Origin of the sequence: Sinorhizobium mexicanum, assembly GCF_013488225.1 — a bacterium.
In the GTDB taxonomy this organism is placed as follows: domain Bacteria; phylum Pseudomonadota; class Alphaproteobacteria; order Rhizobiales; family Rhizobiaceae; genus Sinorhizobium; species Sinorhizobium mexicanum.
Window position 1 is genome coordinate 1663810 of record NZ_CP041241.1, and the last position, 26644, is coordinate 1690453.

Genomic DNA, 26644 nt, shown 5'->3' on the forward strand with positions numbered 1-26644 from the left:
GCAAAGTTAGAAAGCTTGAAGTACTTAACACACATCTCATCCGCCGGATGAGCAAGTAAATTTTTATAACTCGTAAAATCGCGGCTCGCGCGATTTTGCCATATTGGCTTTCTTCGCGCGAATACATTTTAGCGGATGTTAGCGGACGTCCGGGGACAAAAGCAAGAGTTTACGCGAGCCGACAATGATAAGTGCGGTTGAGTCCAGATTCGCAGTCCCGGCCAAATCCAAGAGAGAGGTCTGGCAGCGCATCGAATTCCTGACTGTGGGCGCCGCGATCTTCTTTTCGCCGGTCAATGTTTTGCGCCTAAATCAATTCTATTTCACGCTCAGCGATGCATTGTTCAGCCTGGCGTTGATCCTCGGCCTGATCAATGGACGCATCCCATTGCGACCGCTCGGCCGCGTCAGCACGGTCGTGTGGCTGTCGGGGCTTTGCTGCATCGCATTCGGCCTCCTGATCAGCAGCCTCGTCAGTCCAGACCCGATAAGAGGGCTGGTCGTCCCCGGTCAGTACATATTTGCGTATTTCATCGTCCTTCTTATCATCGCCGGGCGCCCGGTGGAGGAGACGATCAAACTCGCGAAATTTTATATCCTCTCCGTATTTCTCATGTGCGTCCACGCGGTCTATCTCATCCACTGGGATGGACAGAAGAACACGACCTTCGTAAGCGGCAGCGGCCGATTTACAGGCTTTGTCGAACGAGAAAACGAATGCGCGGCACTGATTGCTTTGGCTGTGCCGATATTGCTGCTTGTCGCCACAACGGGCAAGCTGAGGAAGATCTACGTCCTGATTGCGGTCCCGGTCATGGGCTATGGCATCATGTTGACCGGATCCAACAGCGGCCTCGCCTGCCTTGCCTACGGACTGATGGTCTTCCTGTTGATTACGGCCAATTGGAAGCGGCTGTTGGCGGTCGGCGGCGTCGCCCTTGCGGCAGCAGCGGTCATGCTGGACGCCGGTCGCGAATATCTGCCGGCAATCTTCCAGAAACGGGTGCTTGGCGCGCTGGAAACAGGCGACTTGAGCCAGGCAGGGACCTTCGACCACCGTCTTGAGCTCATCCACGAGGCCATGGGCCTGGTCGAGTCCAATTTCTGGGTCGGACTCGGCGCCGATCAATACATGGTCGTAAGCTACATCGGGCGGCCAGTGCACAACGTCTATCTCCTCATGTGGAACGAAGGGGGGATCGTGGCCGTGAGCGGCTTTCTGATCATGCTCCTTGCAGGCCTGGGGCCGATTGTTCGAGCGTTCAAATTACCGGGAGGGCTTCCCTTCGCGGCATGCGGTTTCGTTTGCGTGAGCATGTTCCTGTTGGCGGTCAATGCTTTCACACATGTCTATGGCCGGTTCTGGTCCGTACCGATCATCCTTTCGATCACATTGGCGCAGGCCTACTGTCGGAGCTGGCATAGCCAGTTCTCGCAGCCGCACTTCTTCGGGCCGGAGCGTAGATAGAGCGGGATAAGGAAAGTGCGCGCGGTCCGCGTCCCGCGTCTACAGCGCCGCGCGTCTTTTCAGACGCGCAAAGGACGCTGTAGCACTTTGAATTGCTGCATGTCTTTGTCCTTTAATCGGCTACGATTAAAGGCGACATGCAGTAGCGCATCGGCCCGAAAATCGGAATCGATTTTCGGAAAGCACGATGCGTAGATTCAAAGACTTGCAGCGTCCTTTGTGCGTCCTGAAGGACGCACGGCGCTGTAAACTCATGAGGATCAATTAGGGTCCGTAGTACGGGCTCAATATCGCGCGCTTCATCGCTCATCCAAGCCCGCTTGAGAAAGCCGGACATCCTGCCCGTCATTTCAGGCACGGGCCAGTCGCCGCGGCTATCGCTGCGCCGATGCCACCTGCCTCGTTTCCTCCGCACTGGCGTTTGCAAGCACGGCACGCAGCACATGCGCACTCTTCTCCATGGCCACGGTATCGAGGGCGGGATCGACGAGAAAGGCGAGGCTCGTGTCGCCGAGTTCCCGTGCATTGGACAGCCTCTCGGTCGGGCCCATGCCGATCTCGGTGAACGCCTTCTCCAGATAGATCTCGGAACAACTTCCGCTGAAACAGGCGACGCCGGCGGCGTTGATCTCGCTGATGATCCTGTCCCGGCTCCACCCGGACTTGAGATATTCAGGCCGTACGAAAGTATAGAAGCGGTACCAGGCGTGCTGGAGGTGGCTGGCCGGCGATGGTGTCCGCAAGGCTTCAACGCCCTCGGTCGCCCTTGCGAGAATTGCCGCGTTATGGGCACGTATATCACGCCACTTCAAAAGACGCTGAAGCTGGCGCAGGCCCAACACAGCCTGGATGGACGTCATTCGCCAGTTCGTTCCGATGGACTCGTGCAGCCAGCGAAAGCCGGGCGGGTGCTCCTTGTTGAAGACCGCGTCATAGGACTTCCCATGGTCCTTGCGGCTCCACGCACGCTTCCAGAGGCCTTCGTCGTTCATGGCTACAAGGCCGCCCTCCCCGCCGGTGGTGATGATCTTGTCCTGGCAGAAGGAGAATGCTGCGATATCGGCAAAACTGCCGACCGGCCGGCCATCGATTTCGGCGCCATGCGCTTGAGCACAATCCTCGATAACCCAAAGGCCCTTCTCCCGCGCCAGCGCCATGATCGCCGGCATGTCGCATGGCCAACCGGCAAGATGGACGACGATGACACCCTTCGTCCGCGGTGTGAGTTTGGCGCTTATGGTCTCGGCGGTGATGTTCTGGCTGTCGCGATCGATATCGGCGAATACTGCGACGCCGCCTGCCATGGGCACGGCGGAGGCCGATGCTATGAAGCTGCGCGGCGTCACGATGATCTCGTCGCCCGGTTGCAGGTCCAACGCGTAGAGCGCAAGATCCAGCGCAACGGTTCCGTTCGCCAGCGCAATGGCGTGCTTCATCCCCAGGAACCGCTCATAGGCGGCCTCAAAGTTGCGCACGTGCGGTCCTGTCCAGGCGTTCACCTCGCCCGATCTCAAGACCGACACGACATCTTCGATCTGTTCCTCGTCGTAAACTGGCCAGCGTCCCATTCTGTCTCTCCAAACCGCTTTCGGTTCCATGGCATTGCGTTCCCGCCAATGCCGACTCCTCTACCGCCCGTTTTCCAGATCGCACCGCAAGGCTTCAGGCGACGTGGCGGACCAAAACGAATGCCTCCGCCGCTTGCCGAAGGATCGTTGCGCCGCGCAGGGTGGCGAGCGCCCGCAGTGCGGTCAGCGATCGTTCGTGCGGTGGTTGGCGCAACTGAGAAGCAAATGCCTGCATCGCCTCCAATTTCGTTTCGATATGCGCGGCGATATCGATGAAGACATTTGGTACGAAGGTCGGCGACAGGTAGGGCGCGTTCCAATTCGTCTCAGACAGGGTTTCATAGGCGAGAATGCGCGTGGGAAACTCGGCCTGGTGCGGCCTGCAGGCCACCAGCGAAGAGGCGAAGGTCAGCTGATGGTCGATGTGCATGTCGCCCACGAACGGCACGAGAACCGTCTGAGGCGCAAGGCGGCGCACAAGGTCGGAAAGCGTGCCGTTCAAGCTCGTATGCGGCGTCTCCGACAGCCCGGCCGCCGGAAGCCCGAGCCAGAACGTATCCCTGACGCCAAGAACTGCGTGGGCTGCGCTTGCCTCTGCCTGGACCCTGGCCACCGCATCGGCCGCGAATGCTGGCGGCTTGCCCTCGGTGACAATCGCAACAAACACATCCTCGCCTTCCTCGGCAAGCCTTGCGATCGTCCCGCCGGCACCAAGCACTTCATCGTCGGGATGAGGCGCGATCACCAGGGTGCGTCCAAACGCCAATCTCAACCCGTGCATCGCACCTCCTTGGCAAAGCTGATGACCTTCATCAGAATTACTCCGCTAGATTCAATGGTTTATCATCGCTGAAACTGCCATATCGGGCCGCGGCGGACCCCTCCGGTCAGCCTTGCAAATTGGTGCGCCTTGCCACGTACTCCTCCGCCATCTTCAGATGCGCGCGGTGCACTTTTTCGCCAAGGACGATCGTTTTCAGTGTCAGCAGGAGAATAAATCCATCAAGGCGTAAGCTCGCATGTCCAACGTACCAGAGATCCAGAGCGATCTTCTGGTCATCCGACAGACGCGTGTTGCCGTTGACCTGCGCCCAGCCTGTCATCCCCGGCGGGACGAGGCAACGAAGACGGCCGAGTTCTCCGAATGCGGCAACGGTTGCCAACGGCAGCGGCCGCGGCCCGACCAATGACATGTCGCCGCGCAGGATCGAAAGGAGCTGCGGCAATTCATCGAAGCGCAGCCGCCGCAGGAGGGCTGTCAGCTTCGTTTGTCGCAATTCGTCGGCCAGCAATTCGCCGTCCGCGCCTCGCGCATCCGTCATGGTGCGAAACTTCAATATCGTGAAGACGCGCATCCCGACGCCGGCACGCACCTGCGTGAAAAGCAGCGGCCGGCCAAGGTTGATCCAGACGACGATCGCCGTCAGGCCCATCAGGGGCAGGCACGGGACGAGAGCGACAGCCGCAAACAGGGACTCGATGGCGCGCCTGAAGGCTGCCGACCGTCGCAACGACGGCCAGGCGGGAACGGAAACCACGCGATCAAGGTTCGCCTTCAACTCATAATTCCTTTGGACGGATGAGAGCGCAACTGAAAGTTGTGAGGCGACGCCGAACGCGGCGTCGCTAAATTCCGGCAATGGCAACGACGAGGACGTCACCAGGCAGCATTTCGGTCAAGGTCGACGCCTTTATGCTGGTCGGCGTGCCTGCCACCGGATTGCGTCGTATCTCATAAGAATATGAAATCTTCTTTTGTTTCGATGCATCGGCGTCCACCGCGGCCATAAGCAGCATTTGCTCTTCGGCCGACTGCCGTTCTGCAATGAGTTTCTTGATGGCAATTTCGCGCTCCTGGAGCAGGGTCAGGACTTCCTTCTCCCTGTCGGCGCTGAGTTTCGACAGCTGCAGCTTCAGTTCGCTCAACTCCTGGCGCGACCGCGCAAGCGTTGCAAACGTCTGAAGAAGCTGGGCCTTCTCCGCAAGGGCATTGTTCTTAGCGCGAGAAAGGTCGCTTTCCGTGTTTAGCTCTCGCTTTCGCAGGGAACTGATGCGTTCCAGGTCCTTCTCGTTGTTCGTGACAACCTCTTTCTGCTGCGCCACCAGTTCGTTCAGGATCTCGACGCCGCCCTCGGCCTGCACGATCCCATCCGACAGGATCTGAAGTTGAGACTTTCTGGCGGCGAGGTCGGCCGCGAGAATTTTCTCCTGAAGCTCGATCACGCCCGCCACCGAAGCGTCCTTGATATAGTCCCGAGCGATTTCAGGCACATCGTTCAGGTCGACTTTGGGCTGGGCCTTTAGTTGCGCCACCAGCCGCGCCGCATAGATGCCCTCGTGAATGATCTCTGCTTCGGCACCCTCTATCTCTGCGCGAAGGCGCGCGCGCGCTATGATCCGATCCGACGGGTTCTGTGAGATGACCTGCGTGCCGCCCGCCAAACCGATGGCTTGCTCGACGGTCAAGCCGCTGTAGAAAGGAAATGAACCAGGCCCTTTCACTTCCCCGAGCACGAAGATCGGCCTGAAACTCGCAATGTTTAACGCCACCTTCGGATCGACCAGTATCTCACGCTGGCGGTATTCGTCTTTCAGCTTTTGCACCGCTTCCGTCACCGTGAGGCCGACTACCTTGACGGCGCCGATCAGCGGGAACGGTGCCTCGCCATCATTGGAAATCGTCGCATTGACCGGCAGTTCAGCGTCATCGAGAAAGTCGAACGTCAGCACATCGCCGACCGCAAGCCGGTACTCTGCCGCATGCGCACGCGGCTGCCCGATCACCACGAACATGATCGCCAGTAAAGCGACAGGCAGAAGTGCGATCACCAGGCGCGCTCCCCAGTCGGACAGCGACGCACTCATTCTCATTGTTGCGCGGAGGGTCCTCATCTTCAAACAGTCCCCCAAAAAAACAAATTAAGAAAACGCTACCAAAAAATATTTGCCAACTATATTCTCCCTGCCACTGCCGCGTCAAAGGAAATTGGCAGTACTCTTCAACGCTGGGGGCAAGCGTCGATTGACATTGTCTGGAGGCAGTCTCGTTCAGGCTCGCCACCAAGGTGCGTGGTATTCAAAGCTTTTCAGGGCGGCGCCCACCGCAATGCATTTGATTTACGATCGATAAAAAATCGCGGGGCAACCCGGCAACAGCTTTTTCTCAAACGAATTCATAGTCCTGCTCCCACGATTGAGATGTAGGAAGGTTCCTTTGACGATAAGTAAAAGACTTGGCAAAAAACTCGGCATCCTGCACCAGTTCCTCGACCGCGAACAGAATCTCAGGACGCGCCTCGAGAATGTCGCGCATCTGCTGACCGGGAACGTCCTGAGCTCCGTGCTCGGGCTTATCGGCTTTGCGCTGACGGCAAGGGCGCTCGGCCCGTCGGATTACGGGGCCCTCGCCCTTTGCTTTACCTACGTCAGTGTTATCGAAAGGCTCATCAGCTTCCAGTCGTGGCTTCCGCTGATCAAGTATGGCGCGGAAGCGCAGAATGCGGGCGAGACTGCGCAATTCCAGTCCCTTTTCAAGTTCGGCCTGCTGCTCGATATTTCGGCGGCGACGGCCGGCTGGCCGATCGCGGTTGCTCTCCTTTTGATCGGCGCTCCCTGGTTCGGTGTGTCTGATGAGATGTCCGGGCTGGTCATGCTCTATTGCGCCGTCCTGCCGTTCCAGATCTCCGGAATGCCGATGGCGGTGCTGCGGCTGTTCGGCCGGTTCAGGACAATTGCCTACGGCAATGTTGCGACGAGCATCCTGCGCGTCGTCCTCTGCGCGATCGGCATCATGACCGGCGGCGGTTTTTTTGAGTTTATGCTGATCTGGATGACATCGCAGATCGTCGGCCCCCTGACCGTGCTCGGTCTCGCCTGCGCGGAACTGCACAGACAGGGGCTTCTCGCCGGACTGCTCTCCGCTCCGCTCAAGGGCGTGACATCGAAATTTCCGGGCATCTGGAGATTCGCGATCTCGACGAACATATCCCTGACCATCCGCTCGAGCGCCAACCAGGTCGACACCCTTCTCGTCGGTTATCTGGCCGATCCCGCCGCGGCGGGTCTTTACCACATCGCCAAACGCATCGGGCGGATAGCGCAACAGGCCGGCGACCAGCTTCAGACCGTCGTTTATCCGGAACTCGCCAGGGCCTGGGCATCAAAGGCAATGGACGAATTCCGCCACGCGATCGCGCAGACGCAAACGCTTCTGCTGGGTTTCGGACTGCTCCTGACCGGTGGGCTTTATATCGCGATCGAGCCGCTGCTGCGCTTGGCGGCAGGTCCGGAGTTTGTTGCCGCTGCCCCGTTGGTCATCGTCCAGTCCATCGCAGTGACGATGACGCTTTGCGGCACCGTCCTCCGATCGGCGCTTCTTGCCATGGGACGCGAGGATCAGGTTCTTCGCGGCGTGTTGATCGCCACCGCTGCATTCCACGCAACCGCTCTCCTGCTGGTCCCCGTCATGGGCGCCATGGGCGCCAACGTGGCTCATATCGTCATGGCGACAATCTGGCTTTCGGCGATGATGGTCGTTTATCGCCGCCAGCCGAAACAATAGCGCCTACTGCATGTCTCCTTAAATCGACCTCGATCTAAGGACAAAGACATGCAGCAATTCAAAGTGCTACAGCGACCTTTGCGCGTCTGATAAGACGCGCGGCGCTGTAGTGCACCGTCAGATCAGGAGTGCTCACGGCACGGATCAGGGGCCTACTGCGGATAGCGTCCGGCAATACGTTCCTCCGACAGCCATTGCATGAAATCGTCAAAATTGGACCAGCCGTTCTCATCGGAATCTTCCCACGCGTCGCTCTTCTCGGGATTTGCACCAAACCGGGGTTCGACGCTATCGGCCAACCCGTCGCCATCGTCGTCGATGTAGGGCTCCGCAGAGGCGATATCAGGCAAGGGGCCGGGCTCCTTCACCATTTCTCCACCGCCTTCGGCGCCCATTTGCCCCACTTCACTGATGAGCCTTTGGTCTACGGCATCGCGCGGAAAGGCGCCGGCACTCCGGGTTATCTCCTGGTAGGCCTGCTCGGCCGTCAAGATCTCTGAAACGGTCAGGGCACAGGGCGGCTTGTCGACGAGGACATCTTCCGTCTCAGGAGAGAGGAGAACGACAGACTTGTTGCTCGGGCTCCACGTCACATTGCCGGTCTGATAGATGTGCGGCTTGTCGACACTGGCAGCCTGGTCCCAGGCCATCGCATAGGTGAGGTCGTTGGTGCTTGCTCCCGCCTTGAAATAGTTGCCGACAAACGCGATCGGCGTGCCGCCCGGATACTGCGAGAAGATTTCGCCCCACTCGGACAAAGCGTTGAAAAACAGGTTGTTGACGATCTCGACGCACGATTTGGCGTAGTGATTGTTGTCGGGATTGCGGTCCCGATTGGAAATGCAGGCATTCCGCATGAAGGTGATGTTCTGGGGCACGCGCGGGTCGGAGCCGATGAGCGCGCATTTGCTGTGCTTGTTGAGCCCTTCGCCAAAGATTGAATTCGCAACCGTCAGATCGCTGGTATTGGAATGCGAATTGAAGTTTTCGTCTGTGGCCCAGGACGTGGACACGTGGTCGATGTAGACCTTCTTGCTGTCTTCGACCGTCACGCCATCGATGTTGGAGATCGTGTTGGGCAGGCGCGGACGGACGCGCAGGTGGCGAATGATGACGTCGTCGGCTCTCTTCACGACGAGAGGCGTGTGTTTCTTTTCGTCATTGCGCTCATCGATCGTCAGGAGAATTCCCCCACCCGGGGCGGTCTGGCCGAGGATCGAAACCTGTCCGCTTCCCCGGCCGATGACCAGGGACTTCTTCAGCCGGATGACGCCGGAAACGCGAAAGATGCATGTGCGCGGCCCCCGCATTTCCGCGCAGGCCCGCAGGCTGCCGGGACCGGCGTCATCGAGATTTGTAACCGGTACAACCGCCCCGTTCCTGCCGCCGGCAGCATATCTGCCGTGGCCCTGCGCGCCTGGGAACGCTGTCTGAGCCGTATCGTCGGCGTGAACCCGGGCTCCGTCGGCGGCGATCGGGGAAAGAGCAAGTAAAAGCAGCGCAGAGAAGACTTTCGAAAGGCACGCCTGCCCCGCCGAAGCGTCTCTCCATTTCAAGAAACCGTGTTGAGAAACGGAACATCTTGCCTCGGACCACTTTTTCATGTGAAATCTCCCACAAAGCTCGGCGTCCAGTTGTGCTTGGCCAGACATATGGACAGCGGTTCCGCGCGTGGATTTTTTTAGCGCAAATTCCGCAATTCCGCTACCGGGGATTGTCCTGAAGCAACCATAGCAATTGAGCCAACGGAACGTCCGCGTCTTTTAATCAATATATTTTATATTTTCGAGAATGAAACACAATTTAAATTTATAGCAAAAGCAGGGAATAATGCAATGGATTCCCAAAAGATTGTTATCGCGTTTCCATTTACTGGTGGAGAACTGGGCGGCAGTCATATTTCTGCGGCAGGACTAATCTGCGGGCTCGACCGGGACAAATTCAGACCGATAATTATTCTTCATAAGAACGGACTAATACTTGAGGAATACCTAAAGAAGCTCGGACTGCCTTTCACGCTTGCCCCCAACGTCAGTATTCTTTCAGCGGATTCCGAACTCGGATTCGCAGCCAGTGTAGCGAACGGCGTGCGCCTGGTGCGGACGACGGCGAAACTCGTCCCATTCCTGAGGCGCCATCGGGTGGATATCGTTCATACCAACGACGGCCGCATGCATGCGACCTGGGCGTTGGCGGCCAGGATGTCGGGTGCAAAGCTTCTCTGGCATCACCGGGGCGACCCGATGGCAAGGGGCGTGAACATCATGGCGCCGTTGCTGGCCAATCACATCGTGACGGTCTCGCACTTCGTCCGGCCCGCGAAGCCGATCGTGCCGGTGACCCACAAGATTACCGTCTTGCACAGCCCGTTCGATCATCCCAGCGACCTTCCGGATCGCGACGCCTGCCGACGGAAGTTCGTCGAGGAACTGGGGCTTCGGCCGGACACGCGTTTTGTCGGCTATGTCGGCGGGTTGATAGAGCGGAAACGGCCGGTGAAATTTGTCGAAGCGGTGCACGCGTTTCTACAACACCATCCGGATTTCCCATTGGCGGGCCTGCTGTTCGGAACGAACGCCGCCAATGGGCCGGACCTCGATGGTGCGGTGAAGTCGCGAGCCAAGGAGCTCGGGATTTCCGACCGGATTCACCTGATGGGCTTTCGCACGCCCATCGCCCCTTGCATGGGCGCGCTCGATGCGTTGCTCGTAACGGCTGTCAATGAGCCGTTCGGGCGCACGCTCATCGAGGCAATGCTCTTGAAAACGCCAGTCGTCGCGACAAATCACGGAGGGAATCCGGAGGCAATCGACGATGGACAGACGGGCTATCTGGTGAAGCCCGAATGTCCGGAAGCCTTCGTGGGGCCGCTGGAACGACTTCTGTTCGATGGCCGTCAGTGGGAGACAATAAGCTCGACCGCCTTGGAGAATGCGCGTGCCAGATACGGCAACAAAGCGCATGTCGAAGGGATCAGCCGACTCTACGAGACGCTCGTACCCCGGCAATCGCCGGCCATGCACGGGCAATTGGTTTCTCGACACTAGAGCACGCCGCCGGAGCGGCCCTGGACATTCGTTCGCTAAGAGCTTGAGGCAAAGAGGTCGACAATGGAAATGGATGAGATTGACTTCCTGATCATCGGCGCCGCCAAGAGCGCAACAACTTGGCTCCAGAAGTCCTTGGTGCAGGATCCGAGGATATACATGCCAAGTCCTGAATTGCACTATTTCAGCCGCCACTACGATCGCGGCGACCAATGGTATCTGTCGAACTTCCACGGCGAAAAGAACGGCCGGCTCGTCGGCGAAAAATCGAACTCCTACATGGACACGCCGGAAGCCTGCAGCCGTATAAGCGAAAAGCTCCCCAGGGCACTGCTGATCGCGCAGCTGCGCAATCCTGTCGACCGCGCCTATTCAGATTACTGCATGCTCTATCGCCGGGGCGAGGCTGGTCGCGACATCGCGCGTTACCTCGACCCCAGGCAGGGAGCCGGCGGACGCTTCCTGAATGGCGGACTCTATTTCCAGCAATTGCAACGATACCTTGACCGCTTTCCCAGCGACCAGCTTCTCGTGCTGCTCTATGAAGACTTGAAGGTCGATGCTCATGTGCAGCTTTCCCGTGTGCGCGACTTCCTGAAGCTCGACGCAAATGTGGCATCGGCCCCCTTGCCCACGAAGGTCAAGGACAAGGCCGAGCCGGTGGTCCATCCGACCCTGCGGCGCCTCCTGCGCCCCCTGAAACCGGTCGCTGCCCGGTTCAGAGACAATACGGGATTTAAGAACCTGAGGTCGCTGTTTGTCGGTGAGGTTCAATACGCACCTTTGAGTACAGAGCTTCGCGACAGAATGGCCGACTACTATGCCGCCGAAACGGAGAAGCTCGGTGCCTTGGTCGGCAGGGATCTCACAGGCTGGTTGAGGGGCCGTCCCCACGAAGGCGCTCACCGGGGCAACGCGGGCGCATTGCACCCGTCATGATGGCGCGACAAGCCACGGAGCGGCCAAGTTGACGCCTAGGCGCTATCTGTTATTTTAGGCTTCTGAAAAGAACTGGCATTACTTTGATTTTTTAATGATCCTGATTGTCGGGACCTGAATATTTTAGCCGACCCGCTCCTGCCGGGCGATTGTCACCTGTTGTATATCCTGGCGAGGTCTCTTGCATGACTAAGTCACGAAAAGACTTTTCAAGCCGTGTTGCAGATCGCCTTCCGGTTGTCGCGTTCGAAAATGACGTCCGCCCGAAGCATCACATGGAAATCCCCGGGAGGCGCGACATTTCCGCGGCACCCGAACTCGATGACTACCGTCCGACGGCAAGTGCCGTGGAGCGGGAGCGACGGCGGCTGGCGCGCGACATCCATGATCTTTCTGGCCAGTATATCGTTGCGGCCCTGTTTCGCCTGGACGCGCTGGAACGCGCGAGTGGGGACGGAGCCCTGTCGCGCCACTGCAATGAAGTTCGCGAGATGCTGGTGCAACTCAGCCGAGAACTGGAGACAGTGACGTCCGGTACAGAGAGCGCAGCGCCGGGTGGGGCCGATCTGATTACGGCCCTGTCGGGCATAATCGGGCGATGGGAAGATCACATAGGGATCGCCACGCGCTTCCTGCACGAGGCGGCCAGGGATTTTCGGATCGATGACGCGACCGCGGAGACGCTCTTCCGGATCACCCAGGAAGGGCTCACCAATATCGCCAAGCATGCCGCGTCGGCATCGCTCGTGACAATTCGTCTGCGGCAGGTGGCGGCGTGCCTGGTTCTGACAATCGAGGACGATGGCACTGGTAAAGGGCGACAGCCAGTGCCAGAGGATCGGGGCTTCCACCGGCCCTCCGGTATCGCGGGCATGCGGGAGCGCGTTGCCGAGCTTGGCGGCACGCTGACGCTGGAGCGAACCGCGCGAGGCACGCGTCTCACCGTGGCAGTTCCGACGGAGCGTTCGAACGTTCAGCAGTGCGAGAGGGGGCTGGCATGACCTCGCCAATTCGAACAGTCATCGTCGATGACCATCCAATTATCGTAGCGGGCGTCCGCGCCTTGATCGACACGTGCGAAGACATCATCTGCGTCGGCGAAGCGAATTCCGGCGCCGACGCGCTGGCGATTATCGCTGAACAGGCGCCGGACGTCTCCGTTCTGGACGTCTCGCTACCGGACATGAATGGTCTCGCACTCGCCGAGAAGATCATAGCGAGCGGATATTCGGGCCGCATCGTCATCATGACCCAGTACCACGACCGCTCCTATGTCCAGCAAGCACTTCAGGCCGGGGCAAAGGGCTTCGTTCAGAAATGCTCGGCCGGACAGAACCTGCTTCTTGCCATTCGCTCGGTCATGCTGGGCGGCCTGTTTTTCGATCCGCCAACGGCGCGGGAGATGACCGCGCCGCCAACCGAACAGCATGCCACCCGTTCGACTTCCGCCGACGCTTCGGGGCTGACCGCACGGGAGCGGGATGTGCTGAGGCTGGTCGCGCTCGGCTACTCCAACAAGGAAATAGGCGCCCGCGCCAATATCAGCGTCAAGTCGATCGAAACGTACAAGGCGCGTGCCATCGAAAAACTGAACCTGCATTCACGCGCGCAGATCGTTCACTTTGCCCTGACGCATGGCTGGATGAGCGTCAACTGAATGCACGATCGGCGCGTTGCGGTCCGGCGGCCGCACTTCACCTGAATTGGCGCGATGGCCCAGCGCCGTCAACGCGAGGCAGCGGCGGCGACCACGCTCGCCTCGCTCGAGGGCTCGCTGGCAGGCTGTCGCCGAAACGAGGGGGATCCTGTGAAAATAGTGTTCGTCCTGTCCGGACTGGGCGCCGGCGGCGCCGAGAAAATCGTCAACCTCGTGGCGCATCACCGGCTCGCTCGCGGGGACACCGTCCACGTGATCGCCGTCAACGCGACCGGCCCGGAGTCCTATTTTCCATACGACGGTGCGATCAGCGTCGAACCCCTTGTAGACGAGAAGCGCCAGCCCCTGCCAGCTTCCGGCATGGGCCGGCGGCTGCTGGCGCTTCGCCGCCGCCTGCAGGCCCTTCAGCCCGATCTCGTGATCTCGTTTCTGACCAAGATCAACGTATTGGTCGGGCTGGCGACGTGGGGCCTCAACACAGCGGTCATCATGTCGGAGCGCAACAATTTCAGGTCGCAGGAGATGCATGTGTTCTGGCGGCTTGCACGGCCGCTCGCCGCGCGTCTTGCAACAAGCCTCGTCATGCAAACGAACGAAGCCTCCCGCTGCCTGCCGGAAAAGCTGAAAGCCAAGGCCGTCATCATCCCAAATCCTGTCGCCCTGCCGGCGGCCTGCGCGCGTGCTCCCGGCGACGGCACGAGGCTTATTGCCGTCGGGCGATTGGACAAGCAGAAGGGTTTCGATCTCCTGCTCCAGGCCTTTCGAAGCGTCGCGGCGGTGGCGCCGGCTGCGACGCTTACGATTTTCGGCGAGGGGCCGCAGCGCCCTGCCCTGGAACAGCAGGTGCGCGACCTCGGCCTCGGCGACCGCGTCCGGATGCCCGGCGTCACCAAGTCCCCCGCTGATTGGATCAGCGCCGGCGATACCTTCGTCCTCAGTTCCCGTTTCGAGGGCTTTCCGAACGTGCTTCTCGAAGCGATGACGGCCGGGCTCGCCGTCATCGCGTTCAACTGCCCTTGGGGTCCATCGGAAATCCTGAGCAGCCCCGATACCGGCTTGCTTGTGCCTGAGGCAGACGTGGAACGGCTCGCCGATGCAATTCGCCGCTTGATCATGGACGGAACATTGAGGGAAAAGCTCGCAAGCGCTGGAGCCGTCGCCGCAACGACGCGCTACGCAACGTCGTCGGTACTGCAGCTCTGGGACGACACCATCGCCGCATCGGTTTCACGCCGTCCGTCACCTACAGCGCCGCGCGTCTTATCAGACGTGCAAAGGACGCTGTAGATTTGAGTTTCTACATGATCGCCATTTCAATCTGCCTGAGGTCTGACGTACAGGACTGGCGCCCCATATCGATCCTTGATCCCTAGGTCGGCAGAAACCACGTAGCCGTTGCGTTGTGCATAGGCGAGCATTGGCCGCTCCAGAACCTCGTCAAAGCCGAGCAGCAGCGCCGCAGGCGGATCGGCATCGAAGAGCGCGCCAATCGTCGTCGGAGACGTCATCTTGTAGAAAGCGGCAAGTTTCGGGTCGGCAATATCCGCAATCCGATAGGCGAAAGGCCCGGTGGCAAGCTCCTGGTAGACCGGAAGCCCGCCTTCAAGCGGATAGATGGGCGACAGCGTCGCGACCTTGCCACTGACGCCGGCGGCAGCAAGGCGCTCGGCAACGGTCTCGCCCGCCTCATGGACCCGCAGCACGGTCCATCGCTCCGGATGCGAAACGGTCGGCAAATACTGTGCAAGGCGAGGCGCTGCGACCGCGAGCACGACAATCGTTGCAGCAATGAGACCAGGTTGCATGTAACGGCGCGTTTCGTGACCGAGGCCCGCGTAAAGCAGCGCGAGTGTCAGCGGCAAGCATATCAGCGGCGGTCCGAAATATTGCGGGAAGCCGGGCGTCGGAATCAAACTCAGCGCGACGCTGCAGACAAAGGCTCCCGCGACCACGAGCAGCGGAGCAACCAGCAGCCGCTCATTTCCGGCCGGCGACAAAAACCAGGCAAGAAATAGCGTGAGGACGGCGGAAATCGCAACGGCAACCGTCGCCGACAGCCAGACACTTTGCGCGAGCAGCAACTTGGCAGCCCACGAGACCGAAGCGCCCTCTGATTCGACCGCCGGGTCTTGCCAGTATTGCAGATGCGGACCGGTGTGGTAGCCGAGCACATGGGCGAGGAACATCTGCGGGTCGGAGACCAGCGGAACGAGGATCGGAAGTCCACCGAGCAATCCCCCCAGCGCAAGCGGGAGGACGACGCGCAGGAGGCGTTGGCGAAATTGGTAACCGCGCGGCAGGAAAAAGGCGGCGATCGCGACAGGAGGGATGAACGCGACGGCACTGATCTTGAAACTCGCCGCAATCGACAAGCAGAAACCCGCCGCCCCAACCACCAGCGGCAAGGCGCGCCGATCCTTGACGGCAAGCACGAAGAGCCCGACGCCGAGAAGCGAGAAAGGCAGCGGCAACAAATTGTTTGTCGCAGTCATGCCGGTCTGCGACAGGAAGAGCTCATTCGTAACCGTCAGGACCGCGGCGCACCAGGCGACAAGCGCCGATCGAGTGAGCGCGTAGGTGATCCAGCCGATAACAGCCAGGAGCAGAATCCAGGTCAGGAAGATCGAAACTCGGCCTGCGAGCATGAGATGATCCGAACCGACGATCTTGCCGATCCCGTAGAATAACCACGCGGAACCGGGCGGATGATTGTAAAAGAAGTCCGTGTAAAGCTGATATTGATCAAGCAGCCGGATTGGTGGAACGTAGAGCTGCTCGTCCTTGCGCACTTCGTAGTTCATGACGCGAAGCAGCAGGCAGAATAAAAGCAGACCAGAAAGAACAACCATCCCGGCGCTAAACAACAGCGCTCTCGGCCTTACTGATTGCCCAACGATCTTTGAAACGGAAATCTCTTCAACATTTGTCATAAAGATACTCCGGACAGAAAAATCTTTGGCGAACTCATGTTATACAAGTGAACACGGCTCGCGTTTTCAATTATCGAAAATGGCTGGTTTCAACGCCTTCCGGAGTAATCCTGACACGTGTGCAAGGTTTATCCTGACATCTCTGCGGCTTGCGGATTTACGGAAGGTCAGATAGCATAATCATCATATATCAAATTACCGAGTATTATTCAGCGAAATTTACCTTAAGTACAGTCGTATTTATACAAAAATCTGCGCGCCTTTCCGGCTTTCAGCTGCTTTTGACTTACTTGCCGATAAAGGCGTCTTTGCGCGCGTGTTCAAGGAACACGTGCACGGCACCGATTGGATGACCCAACCGGAATTCCACTACTGACCTGTTGGAGGCCGTCATGAAAGTCGTACTTTTCGCCGGGGGCTTTGGATCGCGCCTCGCGGAAGAAACCACTCGCATTCCGAAACCGATGGTGGAGGTCGGCGGAAAGCCCATCATTCTCCACGTGATGGATATCTATAGCCACTGGGGCTACCACGATTTCGTCGTGGCGGGCGGCTACAAATGCATGTCCATCAAGAACTTCTTCCACAATTTCCATCTGTCGACCGCGGACTTCACGGTGGCGCTTGGAAGCGGTTCGATGGTTCTTCGCCCCGTTCATCCGTTGGATTGGAACGTCTCAGTTGTCGACACGGGGCTGTCGACCATGACAGGCGGACGGTTGCTGCGCCTGCGCGACTGGCTGGACGGCGATACGTTCATGGTGACCTATTCGGACGGTGTCGGTAATATCGACATCGAGGCACTCCTCGCCTTCCACCGCTCGCACGGTCGTCTGGCAACCGTGACCGCCGTGCAACCGCCTGCGCGTTTCGGCAACCTGGAGCTCGAAGGCGACCAGGTCGTGGAGTTCACCGAAAAAGTGCGCAAGCACGAAACCTGGATCAATGGCGGCTTCTTCGTCTTCGAGCCCGGCGTCCTGGACTATATTCCCGGTGCAGCGGAACCGCTTGAAATGTCGCCCCTGACGAACCTTGCCAAGGACGGCCAGCTCTTCGCTTACAAGCACAAGGGTTTCTGGCATCCGATGGACACGGTGCGCGACCGCGATTACCTCAACGGCCTCGCCGAAACGGACGACCCGCCGTGGCTGCAGTTTGAACGGAGCCCCGTTTCCACGACCGCTTCGCCCCAGCAGCCACAGGCAACGGCCTAGAGCGCGGAGGTCGCCGTGGACGAGTCCTATCTTTCACAGGTACTGCGCAACCGCCGCGTGCTTGTTACCGGACATACCGGTTTCAAGGGCGGCTGGCTGTCGCTCTGGCTCCGGCGTCTCGGCGCGAACGTGGTGGGTATCGCCCTGCCGGCGGTGGCGCCCTCCTTCTGCAAAGCCGTTGATCTCGATGGCCTTGTGGATGGGCGCATCGGCGACATCCGTACCGAGACCGGATTTGGCCAAAGCATCGACGGCCAGGATTTCGACCTCGTCATCCACATGGCCGCCCAGGCAGTCGTCCGCGCGTCCTACGAGACACCCGTCGACACGTATCTGACCAATGTCGTCGGGACGGCTGTCGTGCTGGATGCGGCTCGCCGCATGCCTTCGCTGCGGGGAGTCGTCGTCGTCACCAGCGACAAGTGTTACGAAAACCGCGAATGGGTCTGGGGCTACCGCGAAAGCGACCCGATGGGCGGGCGTGATCCCTACAGTTCTTCCAAGGGCTGCGCCGAGCTCGTCGCTGCCGCCTATCGCGCTTCCTTCTTCAGCGATCCCGAAGGACCGCAGCTTGCCACGGTACGTGCCGGCAATGTCATTGGCGGTGGCGACTGGGGCGCGGATCGGCTGATCCCGGATCTGGTGCGCGCCGTGGAAACGGGCACGCCAGCGCGGCTGCGAAACCCAAAGAACATCAGGCCCTGGCAACACGTGCTGGAGCCGCTCCGCGGCTATCTGATGCTCGCCGCCGGCTTGATCGAAGCCGGTCCGCGCTTTGCCGGCGGCTGGAACTTCGGCCCCGAAAAGGAGGCAACCGTCGATGTCGGCACGCTCGCCGAACTGGTTGTCGCCCACTGGGGCGCGGCCGCGCCTGAATATGTCATCGAGCGCCGTGCCGACGAACCTAAGGAATCAATCGTCTTGCGGCTCGACAGCACGAAATCGCACGTTGAACTCGGCTGGAGGCCCTTGCTTTGCCTGGACGACGCGGTCGGCATGACAGTCGCCTGGTACCGGAAATATCTGGAAGAACCAGGCGAGATACGCCGGTTTTCACAACAGCAGCTTGACGAATACGCAGCAGCCTGGGGCCACACAGTCTGAGTTTGGCGCCCGACGAACCGTGGATGGGGAGTGTGAAATGCGTGTTAACTACGGGCAGGCCGTTTACGGCGAGGAAGAGATCGCAGCCGTCGCCGACGCCATGCGCAGATCGACCCAGATGGGTCAGGCCGTCAGGGAAATGGAGGAGCGCGTCGCAGCGCACTTCGGCAAGCGACACGGCATCATGGTGAACTCCGGATCGTCCGCGAATTATATCGCGATCGAGATGCTGAACCTTCCAAAGGGCGCTGAGGTCATTACGCCGGCACTGACCTTCGCGACAACCATCGCGCCGCTCGTAAGGGCAGGTCTGGTACCGGTCCTCGTCGATGCGGCGGAAGCCACCTACAACATCGATGTCGATCTCATCGAGCGGATGATCTCGCCGCAAACGCGCGCTCTGATGATCCCCTCCCTGATCGGCAACCTTCCGGATTGGGATCGCATCCGCTCGATTGCCGACGCGCACGGCCTGGTCGTTATCGAGGATAGTTGCGACACGCTCGGCGCAACGCTTCATGGCACGAGCACCGGCAACCGCTCCGAGGTGAGCACGACCAGCTTTTACGGCTCACATGTCATCACCGCGGCCGGAAACGGCGGCATGCTCTGCGTGAACGACGACGAACTGGCGCGCCGCGCGCGGCTACTGCGCTCCTGGGGGCGCACCTCGTCGCTCTTCGTCGATTCCGAACTCATCGAAAACCGCTTCAACATCGATCTTGATGGCGTCTCCTACGATGCGAAATTCGTGTTCGAGATGCTCGGCTTCAATTTGGAGCCGTCCGAACTGGGAGCCGCCTTCGGCCTCGTCCAGCTCAACAGGCTCAAGGAGAACATTGCCGCGCGGGAACGCAACTTCGCGGCTCAGTATGCCTTCTTCGAGGAATACGAGGACTGGTTCCTGCTGCCGCGGCAACTGCCCGGCTCGAAGACGGGCTGGCTTGCGTTTCCGCTCACGATCCGGCCCGACGCACCGTTCACAAGGCGCGACATGCAGATTTTCCTCGAGCGCCGGGACATTCAGACGCGCCCGGTCTTTACCGGCAACATCCTGCGCCAGCCGGCGATGAAAGGCGTCAAATGCCGCATTGCCGACGGCGGCTATCCTGTTGCTGATGATGTCACCCGCGGCGGCATATTGCTCGCGTGCCATCACGGCCTCACGCAAGAGCAGCTCGACCACATACACAATTCGTTCCGAGAGTTCGTCACGAGCCTCCCGGCCACGCGACCCGCGGCACGACAAGCCTTTCAGTCCCCAATCGCAGCAAAAGCTACGGGAGTTTGACGATGGCCCTTCTCACCCAGTGCCGCGCGTGCCTAGCAGCCACACCCTACACATTCCTCCGCATGGGCGACCATCCGCCGGCCAACAGTTTCGTGCGGCCCGAGGACATCAAGGCGCAGCAACCCGTCTATCCGCTGGATACACAGGCCTGCCTCGAATGCGGCTTGATACAGGTCTCCGACCAGGTTCCGGACGGCTTCTTCGAGCATTATCTCTACGTGCCCTCCGCCGCGACCTCGATGCACAGCCATTTCGCCGGGCTCGCCGAAGTGCTCAAGAAGGAAGCGGGTGACGGACTGATCGTGGACATCGGCTGCAACGACGGACTCTTGCTCGCCGCCTGCAACAAGATCGGCTGCCGAACCCTCGGCGTCGATCCGGCTGCCAATCTTGCGGAGATCGCCCGCTCCCGGGGCGTCGACGTCGACGTCGGATATTTCTCCGCGGCGGCGGCCGAAACGCTTGTCGAGAAGCGCGGTCCGGCCAAGGCCATCGTAACCACCAATACCTTCAACCACATCGGCAACCTGCATGACTTCATGGCGGGCGTGGTGCGTTGGCTTGCCGACGACGGCGTCTTTGTGATCGAGGTTCCCTGGGCGAAGAACCTTCTCGACAACAACGAATTCGACACGATCTATCACGAGCACGTCTCGGAGTTCAGCCTGCTGTCGCTGGTCCGGCTCGGCGAGTTCTTCGGGCTGACTGTGACGGACGTCCAGCGGCTTGGCGTCCATGGCGGTTCCATGCGCGTCTTCCTCAAGCGGGCTGCGGGCGCTCCCGCGGTGGCCTCGATCGTCAAGGAGATGCTCGCCGAAGAGCGCGACGCCGGCATGCAATCGGCCGAAACCTACGAGGCCTTTTCCGCACGTGTGGACGAAATCCGCCGCGACCTGATCGCCATGCTGGAGCAACTGAAAGCCGACGGCGTCGCGGTCGCCGGCTACGGCGCCCCCGCCAAGGGCAACACGCTCCTCAATTACTTCAAGATTGGTCCCGAGCTGCTCGATTACCTCGTGGATCGCAACACCTTGAAGCAGGGGCTCTATTCGCCGGGCATGAAGATTCCCATTCGCTCGCCGGAGGCACTGAAGGAAGAGGACAAGCCCGCGGTGCTGCTCGTGCTGGCATGGAACTTCTTCGATGAAATCCGTTCGCAGCAGAGCGACTTCGCGGCCAGCGGAGGGCGGTTCCTGGTTCCGCTGCCGCGGCCGGTCCTCGTCAACTGAAGCGAGGCGTCGCCTTCCGGACCGCAAACCGGGCGCGAAGTGACACGAACGCTCTCTCCGCCGCCGCAAGACGGCCGGCGGAGAGCACGACGATGAGTGGGCTGACAAGATGTCGCGTATTCTGATTACCGGTGGCGCAGGGTTCATTGGCGCCCACCTCGCCAAGGTCTGCGTTGCGGCCGGCCACGAGGTGCATGTGGTCCTGCGTCCGGGCTCGGACGACGAGCGGCTGCGGCCGCTTGGCGACGATATCGTCCGCCACGGCTTCGACCTTCAGTCCGAAGCCGCTCTGAAGCATTGCCTGTCGGAGGTGCAGCCGGATCGAATTTTTCATCTGGCGGCTCGTCCGCGCCGGCGCGAAAGTCCCGATTTCGCCGATGCCGCCGAGGGCGTGCGCGAGCATCTGCAGACGCTCGTCAGCCTGCTCGGCGCTGCTGCAACGACACGCCGTCCACCAGCGGTTTTCATTCGCTCCGGCTCGCTCGCCGAATACGGACTGGCGCCGGCGCCCTACCACGAAACAAGCCGCGAGACGCCCGTTACCACCTACGGTGCAGAGCTGGCGGCCGCGACGCACTTGATTGGCGGGCTCCAGACGCGGCTGCCGTTTCCCGTGATCACCGCGCGCTTGGCGCTTGTCTACGGGCCGTCGCAAGCGACCGATTACCTTATGCCGTCGCTCATCCGCCGATGCCTCACCGGAGAGCCTTCGATAGTACGCCACCCGCGGGACCGGCGTGATCTGCTTTACATTGACGACGTTGTCGACGCGCTCCTTCGACTGGGAGAAAGCCGACTGCCGGGCCCGACGATCGTCAACATCGCGAGCACCATCGCCCCCACGATGCGCGAAGTGGCGCAAATGGTCGTCGAACAGACCGGTGCCGACCCTCGCCTGATCGAGTATGGCGCCGACGATCAATCGTCTGGCATCGTGGACCTTAGAGGCTCCGCGGACAAGGCACACGAACTCATCGGATGGCGGGCACACATTCCGCTCGTGGAAGGCGTCGCGCGGACCGTTGCATGGTACCGAAAACACACTTGCGCTGGCGGCTCGCCCCGCAAGGCCGGGTACCTTGACGGTGCGTGCGAGAACAGGACTGGAGTGCGACAGTGAGCGACATGAAAACAAGGGTCTCGGTGCTGGTGCCGGCGTACAACGAAGAGACGAACGTGGGTCGTGCTTATGCGGCCATTGTCGACGCGTTTCGCGAGCTCCCAGGCTACGACTACGAGATCATCTTCACGGACAATCATTCGACCGACCGCACCTTCGAGCTCCTGCAGGAGATCGCGCGCGATGATCCTCGCGTTCGCGTCATCCGGTTTAGCCGCAACATCGGCTACCAACGGTCCCTCCTGGTCGCTTACAAGGCGGCGACCGGCGATTGTTCAGTGCAGATCGACTGCGATCTCCAGGATCCCCCCCACCTCATTCCCGACATGCTCGCACTCTGGCGACAGGGCCATCAGGTGGTCTACGGCATCCGCCGCTCGCTCAAGGATGACGCGGTGACCGCCTTCATGCGACGCGCCTTCTACTGGTGCATCAATGCGTTGAGCGAGGACGATCTCCCTCTCAATGCCGGTGAATTTCGCCTCGTCGACCGCCGCATTCTGGAGGAATTGCGCCAGGTCGACGACACTTCCCCCTATCTGCGCGGCCTGATCAGCGCGATGGGCTTTTCCCAGATCGGTTTCGAATATGACCGCCAGGCGCGGATTGCCGGCGAGAGCAAATTCCCGGTCAAAGCGATGCTGTCGCTGGCCGTCGACGGCATTCTCAACCATTCGCTGACCCCGCTCCGGATCGCATCGATGGCAAGCCTCATCATGGGGACCGCGACCTTTCTGCTGTTGATGGGCTATGTGATCGGCAAACTGGTCCTCGGACAGGATTGGCCGGCCGGTTTTGCCACGACCACGATTCTGATCCTGCTCTCGATCACGTTGAATGCTGTTTTTCTCGGAATCATCGGAGAATATCTCGGCCGCATCTTCATGCAGTCGAAGCGGCGGCCGACGCCGATTATCGAGGCAACCCTGAATGGCGAGGCCCGCCTCAATCGTGATCTGGTCGCGACGAAATTGGGTTCGCCTTGATGCAGTACCCGCCGACCAGCCAGAGCGCCGGAGCACGCGGGAGCCTCGGAACCGTGACGCGGTTCGCCGTCGTCGGAGCGGTGACGACCGCGTTGGACTTTGTCCTATTCACCACGCTTGTGGCGATCGGCGCAATACCCGCGCTTGCCAACCTTTTCTCCTACTCGTGCGGCATACTGGTGAGCTACCTTCTCAACCGGTCCTGGACATTCGGTGCGCGAGGGAGCCCCGTTCTGGCGCTGAAATTCGTTGCCTCGACTTTGGCGGGGCTGCTGATCTCGACCTGCCTCGTCGCGCTGTTCGCGACGATCATGCCGGCGGTGATCGCCAAGATCTTGAGCGTTCCGCTGGTCTTCGTCTGGAATTATCTGATGGCCCGCCTATGGGTCTTTCGCACTTGAGGCGCAAAATGGATGAATCACTGCTTTCCGTTTCCCGACCATTTGTTGTGGTCTTGCCCTACCGATCGTTGTCGTGACACAGCGCCGCGCGTCTTATCGGACGCGCAAAGGTCGCTGTAGCACTTTGAATGCGGCATTTTCCCTAAACCGACTACGATTTAAGGAAAATGCATCAGTCGCCCGTTTTATTGTGGTGCAGAGAAGATGCGTATTGTTTTCGTTGGCGCCGTCGAAGGCTCCAGTATTGCTCTTGATGCTCTGATCCGGGCCGGTCGCGCGCCGTCACTGACGATAACCCTCCCGCCCGAAGCCGCGGCGAGGCATTCCGATTTCGTCGACATCTCCGGCCCTGCGCGTGCCGCCGGCAGTGCGGTTCATCACACGACCAGCATCAACGCGCCCGCGACCCTCGAAGCGATGGCGGCGGTTGCGCCCGATCTGACACTTGTCATCGGCTGGTCGCAGATCTGCAAGCAGCCATTTCGCGATATTGCGGCAAAAGGCACCGTCGGCTTCCATCCGGCCGCGCTGCCGCGGCTTCGCGGCCGCGCCGTCATTCCCTGGACGATCCTGCGCCAGGAAGACACCACCGGCTCGACCCTGTTCTGGCTGGATGACGGCGTCGATTCCGGGCCGATCGTGTTACAGCGGCTATTCGCGGTAGCGCCCGACGAGACTGCGCGCAGTCTCTACGCCAAACACACTGCGAACCTCGCCGAAATGGTTGTGCAAGCCGTGAGACTTGTCGAGGCCGGAGACGCGCCTCGGGCCGAGCAGGACCACGGGCAGGCAAGCTATTGCGCCAAGCGCACGGCCGAAGACGGCCTCATCGACTGGCGCAGCCCGGCCGCAGCGGTATTGCGTCTGATCCGCGCCGTCGGCGAACCCTATCCCGGAGCCTTCACCTTTCTAAACGGCGAGAAAGTCCGCATCGACGCCGCCACGGTGTTCGACAATCGCGGGCGCTATATCGGTCTCGTCGGCCAGGTCCAGGCCCATACCGAACATGGGTTCGTGGTTCTTTGTGGCGACGACCAATGCATCGAGGTGTCGGCCTGGACGTCCCCGTCGGGCAAACGCCCACCGGTCCACAGCAAGTTCAGCGGAGGCGCATAGATGAGGGGCGCATCGTTAGCGATACTGGTTTCCTCCGCCGGCAGACGCGTCGGCCTGATCGAATGCTTCCGCCGGGCGGCCTTGGAAATCAGTCTCGACCTCAAAGTACTGGCCTGTGACGCCGACCCCGATTTAAGTGCGGCCTGCCAGGTCGCCGACAGGGCCTTCAAGGTGCCCAGAATCGACCACCCGGACTTCGCCGACGCCCTACGCGACATCGCGGCTCGCCACGAGGTGCGGCTCGTGGTGCCCACGATCGATCCGGAGTTGCTGCCGCTCGCGCTTGCGGCCGGTGAATTCGAGGCGATCGGCGCCCGTGTCCATGTCAGTCCGCCGTCGGTCATCAACGTCGCGCGCGACAAGGCGGAGACCATGCGCGTGCTCGGCGCGGCCGGTGTGCCGGTGCCGGCCACAAGCACGTACGAGGATGTGCGCGCGCGGCCCGCCGAATGGCCATGGCCGCTCTTCATGAAGCCGCGCAATGGAAGCGCGAGCCGGCTTATCCGCCTCGTGCGCACACCCGACGAACTGCCCCAGGACATCGAGGAACCGATGATCGTGCAGGAGTTTCTGGACGGGCCGGAATACACGATCAATGCCTTCATCGATGCGACAGGCAGGTTGAAAGCCGCCGTCGCCCATCACCGGCTGAGCATCCGGGCGGGCGAGGTGGAAAAGGGCAGGACGGTCCGCGATCCACGTTTCACCGAAATCGCCCACCGGCTTGCCGAAGCCCTGCCGGAAGCGCGCGGTGTCCTGTGCTTCCAGATTATCGCCGACCGCCAGAACGGACCGAAGGTCATCGAAATCAATGCCCGGTTCGGCGGCGGTTACCCGCTGGTCGATCGTGCCGGTGCAACCTTTGCGCGCTGGCTTCTCGAAGAAGTCGCCGGTCTGCCGAGCAGCGCCCACGACGAATGGCGCGAGGGCGTATTGATGCTGCGCTACGATGCAGCGGTCTATGGAGGATAGGGCAGTGTCCGGCGGCGAAGGCGTTTTGGTATTCGATCTGGACGACACACTCTATCTCGAGCGGGACTTCGCCTTCAGCGGCTTCAGGGCCGCCGGCGATTGGTATGCCGGTCGGAGCGGCTTGCACGGGCTGGCACAGCGTTGCGAGGCGCTTTTCAACGAGGGTCGCAGGACGAAGATCTTCGATGAGGCGCTCTGCGGGCTCGGCGTGGCTGTCGACGAGGCTCTCGTTGGCGAACTCGTTGCCGTCTATCGTGGTCACACACCCGCAATCGCGCTCGCGCCCGATGCCGAGCGCTTCTTTCGCGGACGCCGCCCCGGGAAAAGGCTTGCCATGATTACGGATGGGCCGTCTGCCACACAACTGGCGAAAGTGCAGGCACTCGGCCTCGATCGGTTAGTCGAACACATCATCTACACAGATGCCTGGGGCGCCGAATTCTGGAAGCCGCACCCGCGCGCCTTTGCGGCGATCGAGGCGTGGTCGGAATCGCCCCCTTCACGTATCGCCTACGTGGCGGACAATCCTCGCAAGGATTTCGTGACCCCCCGTGCGCGTGGATGGTGGACGGTTCAAGTGGCTCGTGCCGATCGAGTTCACCGCGGTGAAGCCCCCGAGGAGGCCTACAAACCGCACATTGTTTTGCCGGATCTCGACGCGCTGGAAGCCGGCCTAGCGGGACTGCAATCCGGTTGAAGGAGGGGCCAAGTCGGAATTCGCTCTCATATCAACCTTTTAGGCGCATTTCGCCTGCTTGACAACTTATCGATGCACCGGTCGTAACCGCTAAACTCTAGCAATCAAATGGGAAATTATATTTAGCTTGACACGCGAAACCTATTTACAACTCGTTAATTACGTGCTTTTTTATTACGGAATTCGAATATGACTGTATAGTTTTGCGCCGAGATTTGACCATCGCGGGGCAACCATTTTTTGTTGAAAATGAATATTAGCCTTTCGACCCTGTCGACCAGACAAAACTCATAGACGACGACCCTCTCACAGTAATGGGGCGCGAGGGCAACTGTGGTCGTCGC

23 protein-coding genes are annotated in these 26644 nt (G+C 60.4%); 17 read left to right on the forward strand and 6 right to left on the reverse strand.

Features of this window, described 5'->3' with window-relative positions:
* The first annotated feature begins 184 nt into the window (after positions 1 to 184).
* The gene (locus FKV68_RS31720; protein WP_180942858.1) at positions 185 to 1468 is read left to right on the forward strand and encodes an O-antigen ligase family protein; all 1284 of its coding nucleotides are present in this window, start codon (positions 185 to 187) and stop codon (positions 1466 to 1468) included.
* 374 nt (positions 1469 to 1842) lie between these two features.
* Here FKV68_RS31720 and FKV68_RS31725 read toward each other — a convergent pair whose 3' ends face one another.
* From FKV68_RS31725 to FKV68_RS31740, 4 genes are all read right to left on the reverse strand, one after another.
* Complete coding sequence (locus tag FKV68_RS31725) at positions 1843 to 3036, reverse strand: DegT/DnrJ/EryC1/StrS aminotransferase family protein (RefSeq protein WP_180942859.1); 1194 nt, start codon at positions 3034 to 3036, stop codon at positions 1843 to 1845.
* A 94-nt stretch (positions 3037 to 3130) separates the two neighbouring features.
* Positions 3131 to 3817 carry a PIG-L deacetylase family protein gene (locus FKV68_RS31730; RefSeq protein ID WP_180942860.1) on the reverse strand — a complete coding sequence of 229 codons (687 nt, stop codon included), beginning with the start codon at positions 3815 to 3817 and terminating at the stop codon, positions 3131 to 3133.
* Positions 3818 to 3923: 106 nt separating this feature from the next.
* Positions 3924 to 4517 (reverse strand): sugar transferase, encoded by a 594-nt coding sequence (locus FKV68_RS31735; protein WP_425347630.1) that lies wholly within the window; start codon positions 4515 to 4517, stop codon positions 3924 to 3926.
* Between the two features lie 145 nt (positions 4518 to 4662).
* On the reverse strand, positions 4663 to 5829 hold the full coding sequence (locus FKV68_RS31740; RefSeq protein ID WP_342454827.1) for a polysaccharide biosynthesis/export family protein: 1167 nt from the start codon (positions 5827 to 5829) through the stop codon (positions 4663 to 4665).
* Positions 5830 to 6250: 421 nt separating this feature from the next.
* On the opposite strand from FKV68_RS31740, the gene FKV68_RS31745 reads away from it, so the two are divergent.
* Positions 6251 to 7597 carry a lipopolysaccharide biosynthesis protein gene (locus FKV68_RS31745; RefSeq protein ID WP_180942863.1) on the forward strand — a complete coding sequence of 449 codons (1347 nt, stop codon included), beginning with the start codon at positions 6251 to 6253 and terminating at the stop codon, positions 7595 to 7597.
* Positions 7598 to 7749: 152 nt separating this feature from the next.
* Here FKV68_RS31745 and FKV68_RS31750 read toward each other — a convergent pair whose 3' ends face one another.
* Complete coding sequence (locus FKV68_RS31750; protein ID WP_180942864.1) at positions 7750 to 9201, reverse strand: pectate lyase family protein; 1452 nt, start codon at positions 9199 to 9201, stop codon at positions 7750 to 7752.
* Between the two features lie 537 nt (positions 9202 to 9738).
* Here FKV68_RS31750 and FKV68_RS31755 point away from each other — a divergent pair.
* The 5 genes from FKV68_RS31755 (at position 9739) to FKV68_RS31775 (ending at position 14527) form a co-directional block, all read left to right on the forward strand.
* The gene (locus FKV68_RS31755) at positions 9739 to 10644 is read left to right on the forward strand and encodes a glycosyltransferase family 4 protein (RefSeq protein ID WP_180942865.1); all 906 of its coding nucleotides are present in this window, start codon (positions 9739 to 9741) and stop codon (positions 10642 to 10644) included.
* A gap of 63 nt (positions 10645 to 10707) precedes the next feature.
* Entirely contained in the window at positions 10708 to 11583 is an 876-nt protein-coding gene (locus FKV68_RS31760; RefSeq protein WP_180942866.1) for a sulfotransferase, read from the forward strand.
* Positions 11584 to 11858: 275 nt separating this feature from the next.
* Positions 11859 to 12584, forward strand: coding sequence for a sensor histidine kinase (locus tag FKV68_RS31765; RefSeq protein WP_180942867.1), 726 nt, complete (start codon positions 11859 to 11861; stop codon positions 12582 to 12584).
* Positions 12581 to 13240 carry a response regulator gene (locus tag FKV68_RS31770; RefSeq protein WP_180942868.1) on the forward strand — a complete coding sequence of 220 codons (660 nt, stop codon included), beginning with the start codon at positions 12581 to 12583 and terminating at the stop codon, positions 13238 to 13240. Before FKV68_RS31765 ends, FKV68_RS31770 begins: the two co-directional genes overlap by 4 nt.
* Before the next feature lie 54 nt (positions 13241 to 13294).
* Positions 13295 to 14527 carry a glycosyltransferase family 4 protein gene (locus FKV68_RS31775; RefSeq protein ID WP_180942869.1) on the forward strand — a complete coding sequence of 411 codons (1233 nt, stop codon included), beginning with the start codon at positions 13295 to 13297 and terminating at the stop codon, positions 14525 to 14527.
* 26 nt (positions 14528 to 14553) lie between these two features.
* Here FKV68_RS31775 and FKV68_RS31780 read toward each other — a convergent pair whose 3' ends face one another.
* Positions 14554 to 16170: a hypothetical protein gene (locus FKV68_RS31780; RefSeq protein WP_180942870.1), complete on the reverse strand. Its 1617-nt coding sequence runs from the start codon at positions 16168 to 16170 to the stop codon at positions 14554 to 14556.
* 392 nt (positions 16171 to 16562) lie between these two features.
* Here FKV68_RS31780 and rfbF point away from each other — a divergent pair, with 392 nt between their 5' ends.
* The 10 genes from rfbF to FKV68_RS31830 all read left to right on the forward strand — a co-directional run bounded on the left by rfbF (position 16563) and on the right by FKV68_RS31830 (position 26300).
* Positions 16563 to 17384 (forward strand): glucose-1-phosphate cytidylyltransferase, encoded by an 822-nt coding sequence (gene rfbF, locus FKV68_RS31785; RefSeq protein ID WP_180942871.1) that lies wholly within the window; start codon positions 16563 to 16565, stop codon positions 17382 to 17384.
* 15 nt (positions 17385 to 17399) lie between these two features.
* Positions 17400 to 18488: a CDP-glucose 4,6-dehydratase gene (gene rfbG, locus FKV68_RS31790; protein WP_180942872.1), complete on the forward strand. Its 1089-nt coding sequence runs from the start codon at positions 17400 to 17402 to the stop codon at positions 18486 to 18488.
* Positions 18489 to 18525: 37 nt separating this feature from the next.
* Positions 18526 to 19779, forward strand: a complete 1254-nt coding sequence (locus tag FKV68_RS31795; RefSeq protein WP_180942873.1) for a DegT/DnrJ/EryC1/StrS family aminotransferase — start codon at positions 18526 to 18528, stop codon at positions 19777 to 19779.
* 2 nt (positions 19780 to 19781) lie between these two features.
* On the forward strand, positions 19782 to 21008 hold the full coding sequence (locus tag FKV68_RS31800; RefSeq protein WP_180942874.1) for a class I SAM-dependent methyltransferase: 1227 nt from the start codon (positions 19782 to 19784) through the stop codon (positions 21006 to 21008).
* Between the two features lie 109 nt (positions 21009 to 21117).
* Entirely contained in the window at positions 21118 to 22128 is a 1011-nt protein-coding gene (locus tag FKV68_RS31805) for an NAD-dependent epimerase/dehydratase family protein (RefSeq protein WP_180942875.1), read from the forward strand.
* 5 nt (positions 22129 to 22133) lie between these two features.
* Entirely contained in the window at positions 22134 to 23114 is a 981-nt protein-coding gene (locus tag FKV68_RS31810) for a glycosyltransferase family 2 protein (protein WP_180943987.1), read from the forward strand.
* Between the two features lie 53 nt (positions 23115 to 23167).
* Positions 23168 to 23515, forward strand: a complete 348-nt coding sequence (locus tag FKV68_RS31815) for a GtrA family protein (protein ID WP_180942876.1) — start codon at positions 23168 to 23170, stop codon at positions 23513 to 23515.
* Positions 23516 to 23719: 204 nt separating this feature from the next.
* The gene (locus FKV68_RS31820) at positions 23720 to 24631 is read left to right on the forward strand and encodes a methionyl-tRNA formyltransferase (protein WP_180942877.1); all 912 of its coding nucleotides are present in this window, start codon (positions 23720 to 23722) and stop codon (positions 24629 to 24631) included.
* Positions 24632 to 25603, forward strand: coding sequence for an ATP-grasp domain-containing protein (locus FKV68_RS31825; RefSeq protein WP_180942878.1), 972 nt, complete (start codon positions 24632 to 24634; stop codon positions 25601 to 25603).
* A 4-nt stretch (positions 25604 to 25607) separates the two neighbouring features.
* Positions 25608 to 26300, forward strand: coding sequence for an HAD family hydrolase (locus FKV68_RS31830; RefSeq protein ID WP_180942879.1), 693 nt, complete (start codon positions 25608 to 25610; stop codon positions 26298 to 26300).
* The last annotated feature ends 344 nt before the right edge of the window (positions 26301 to 26644 follow it).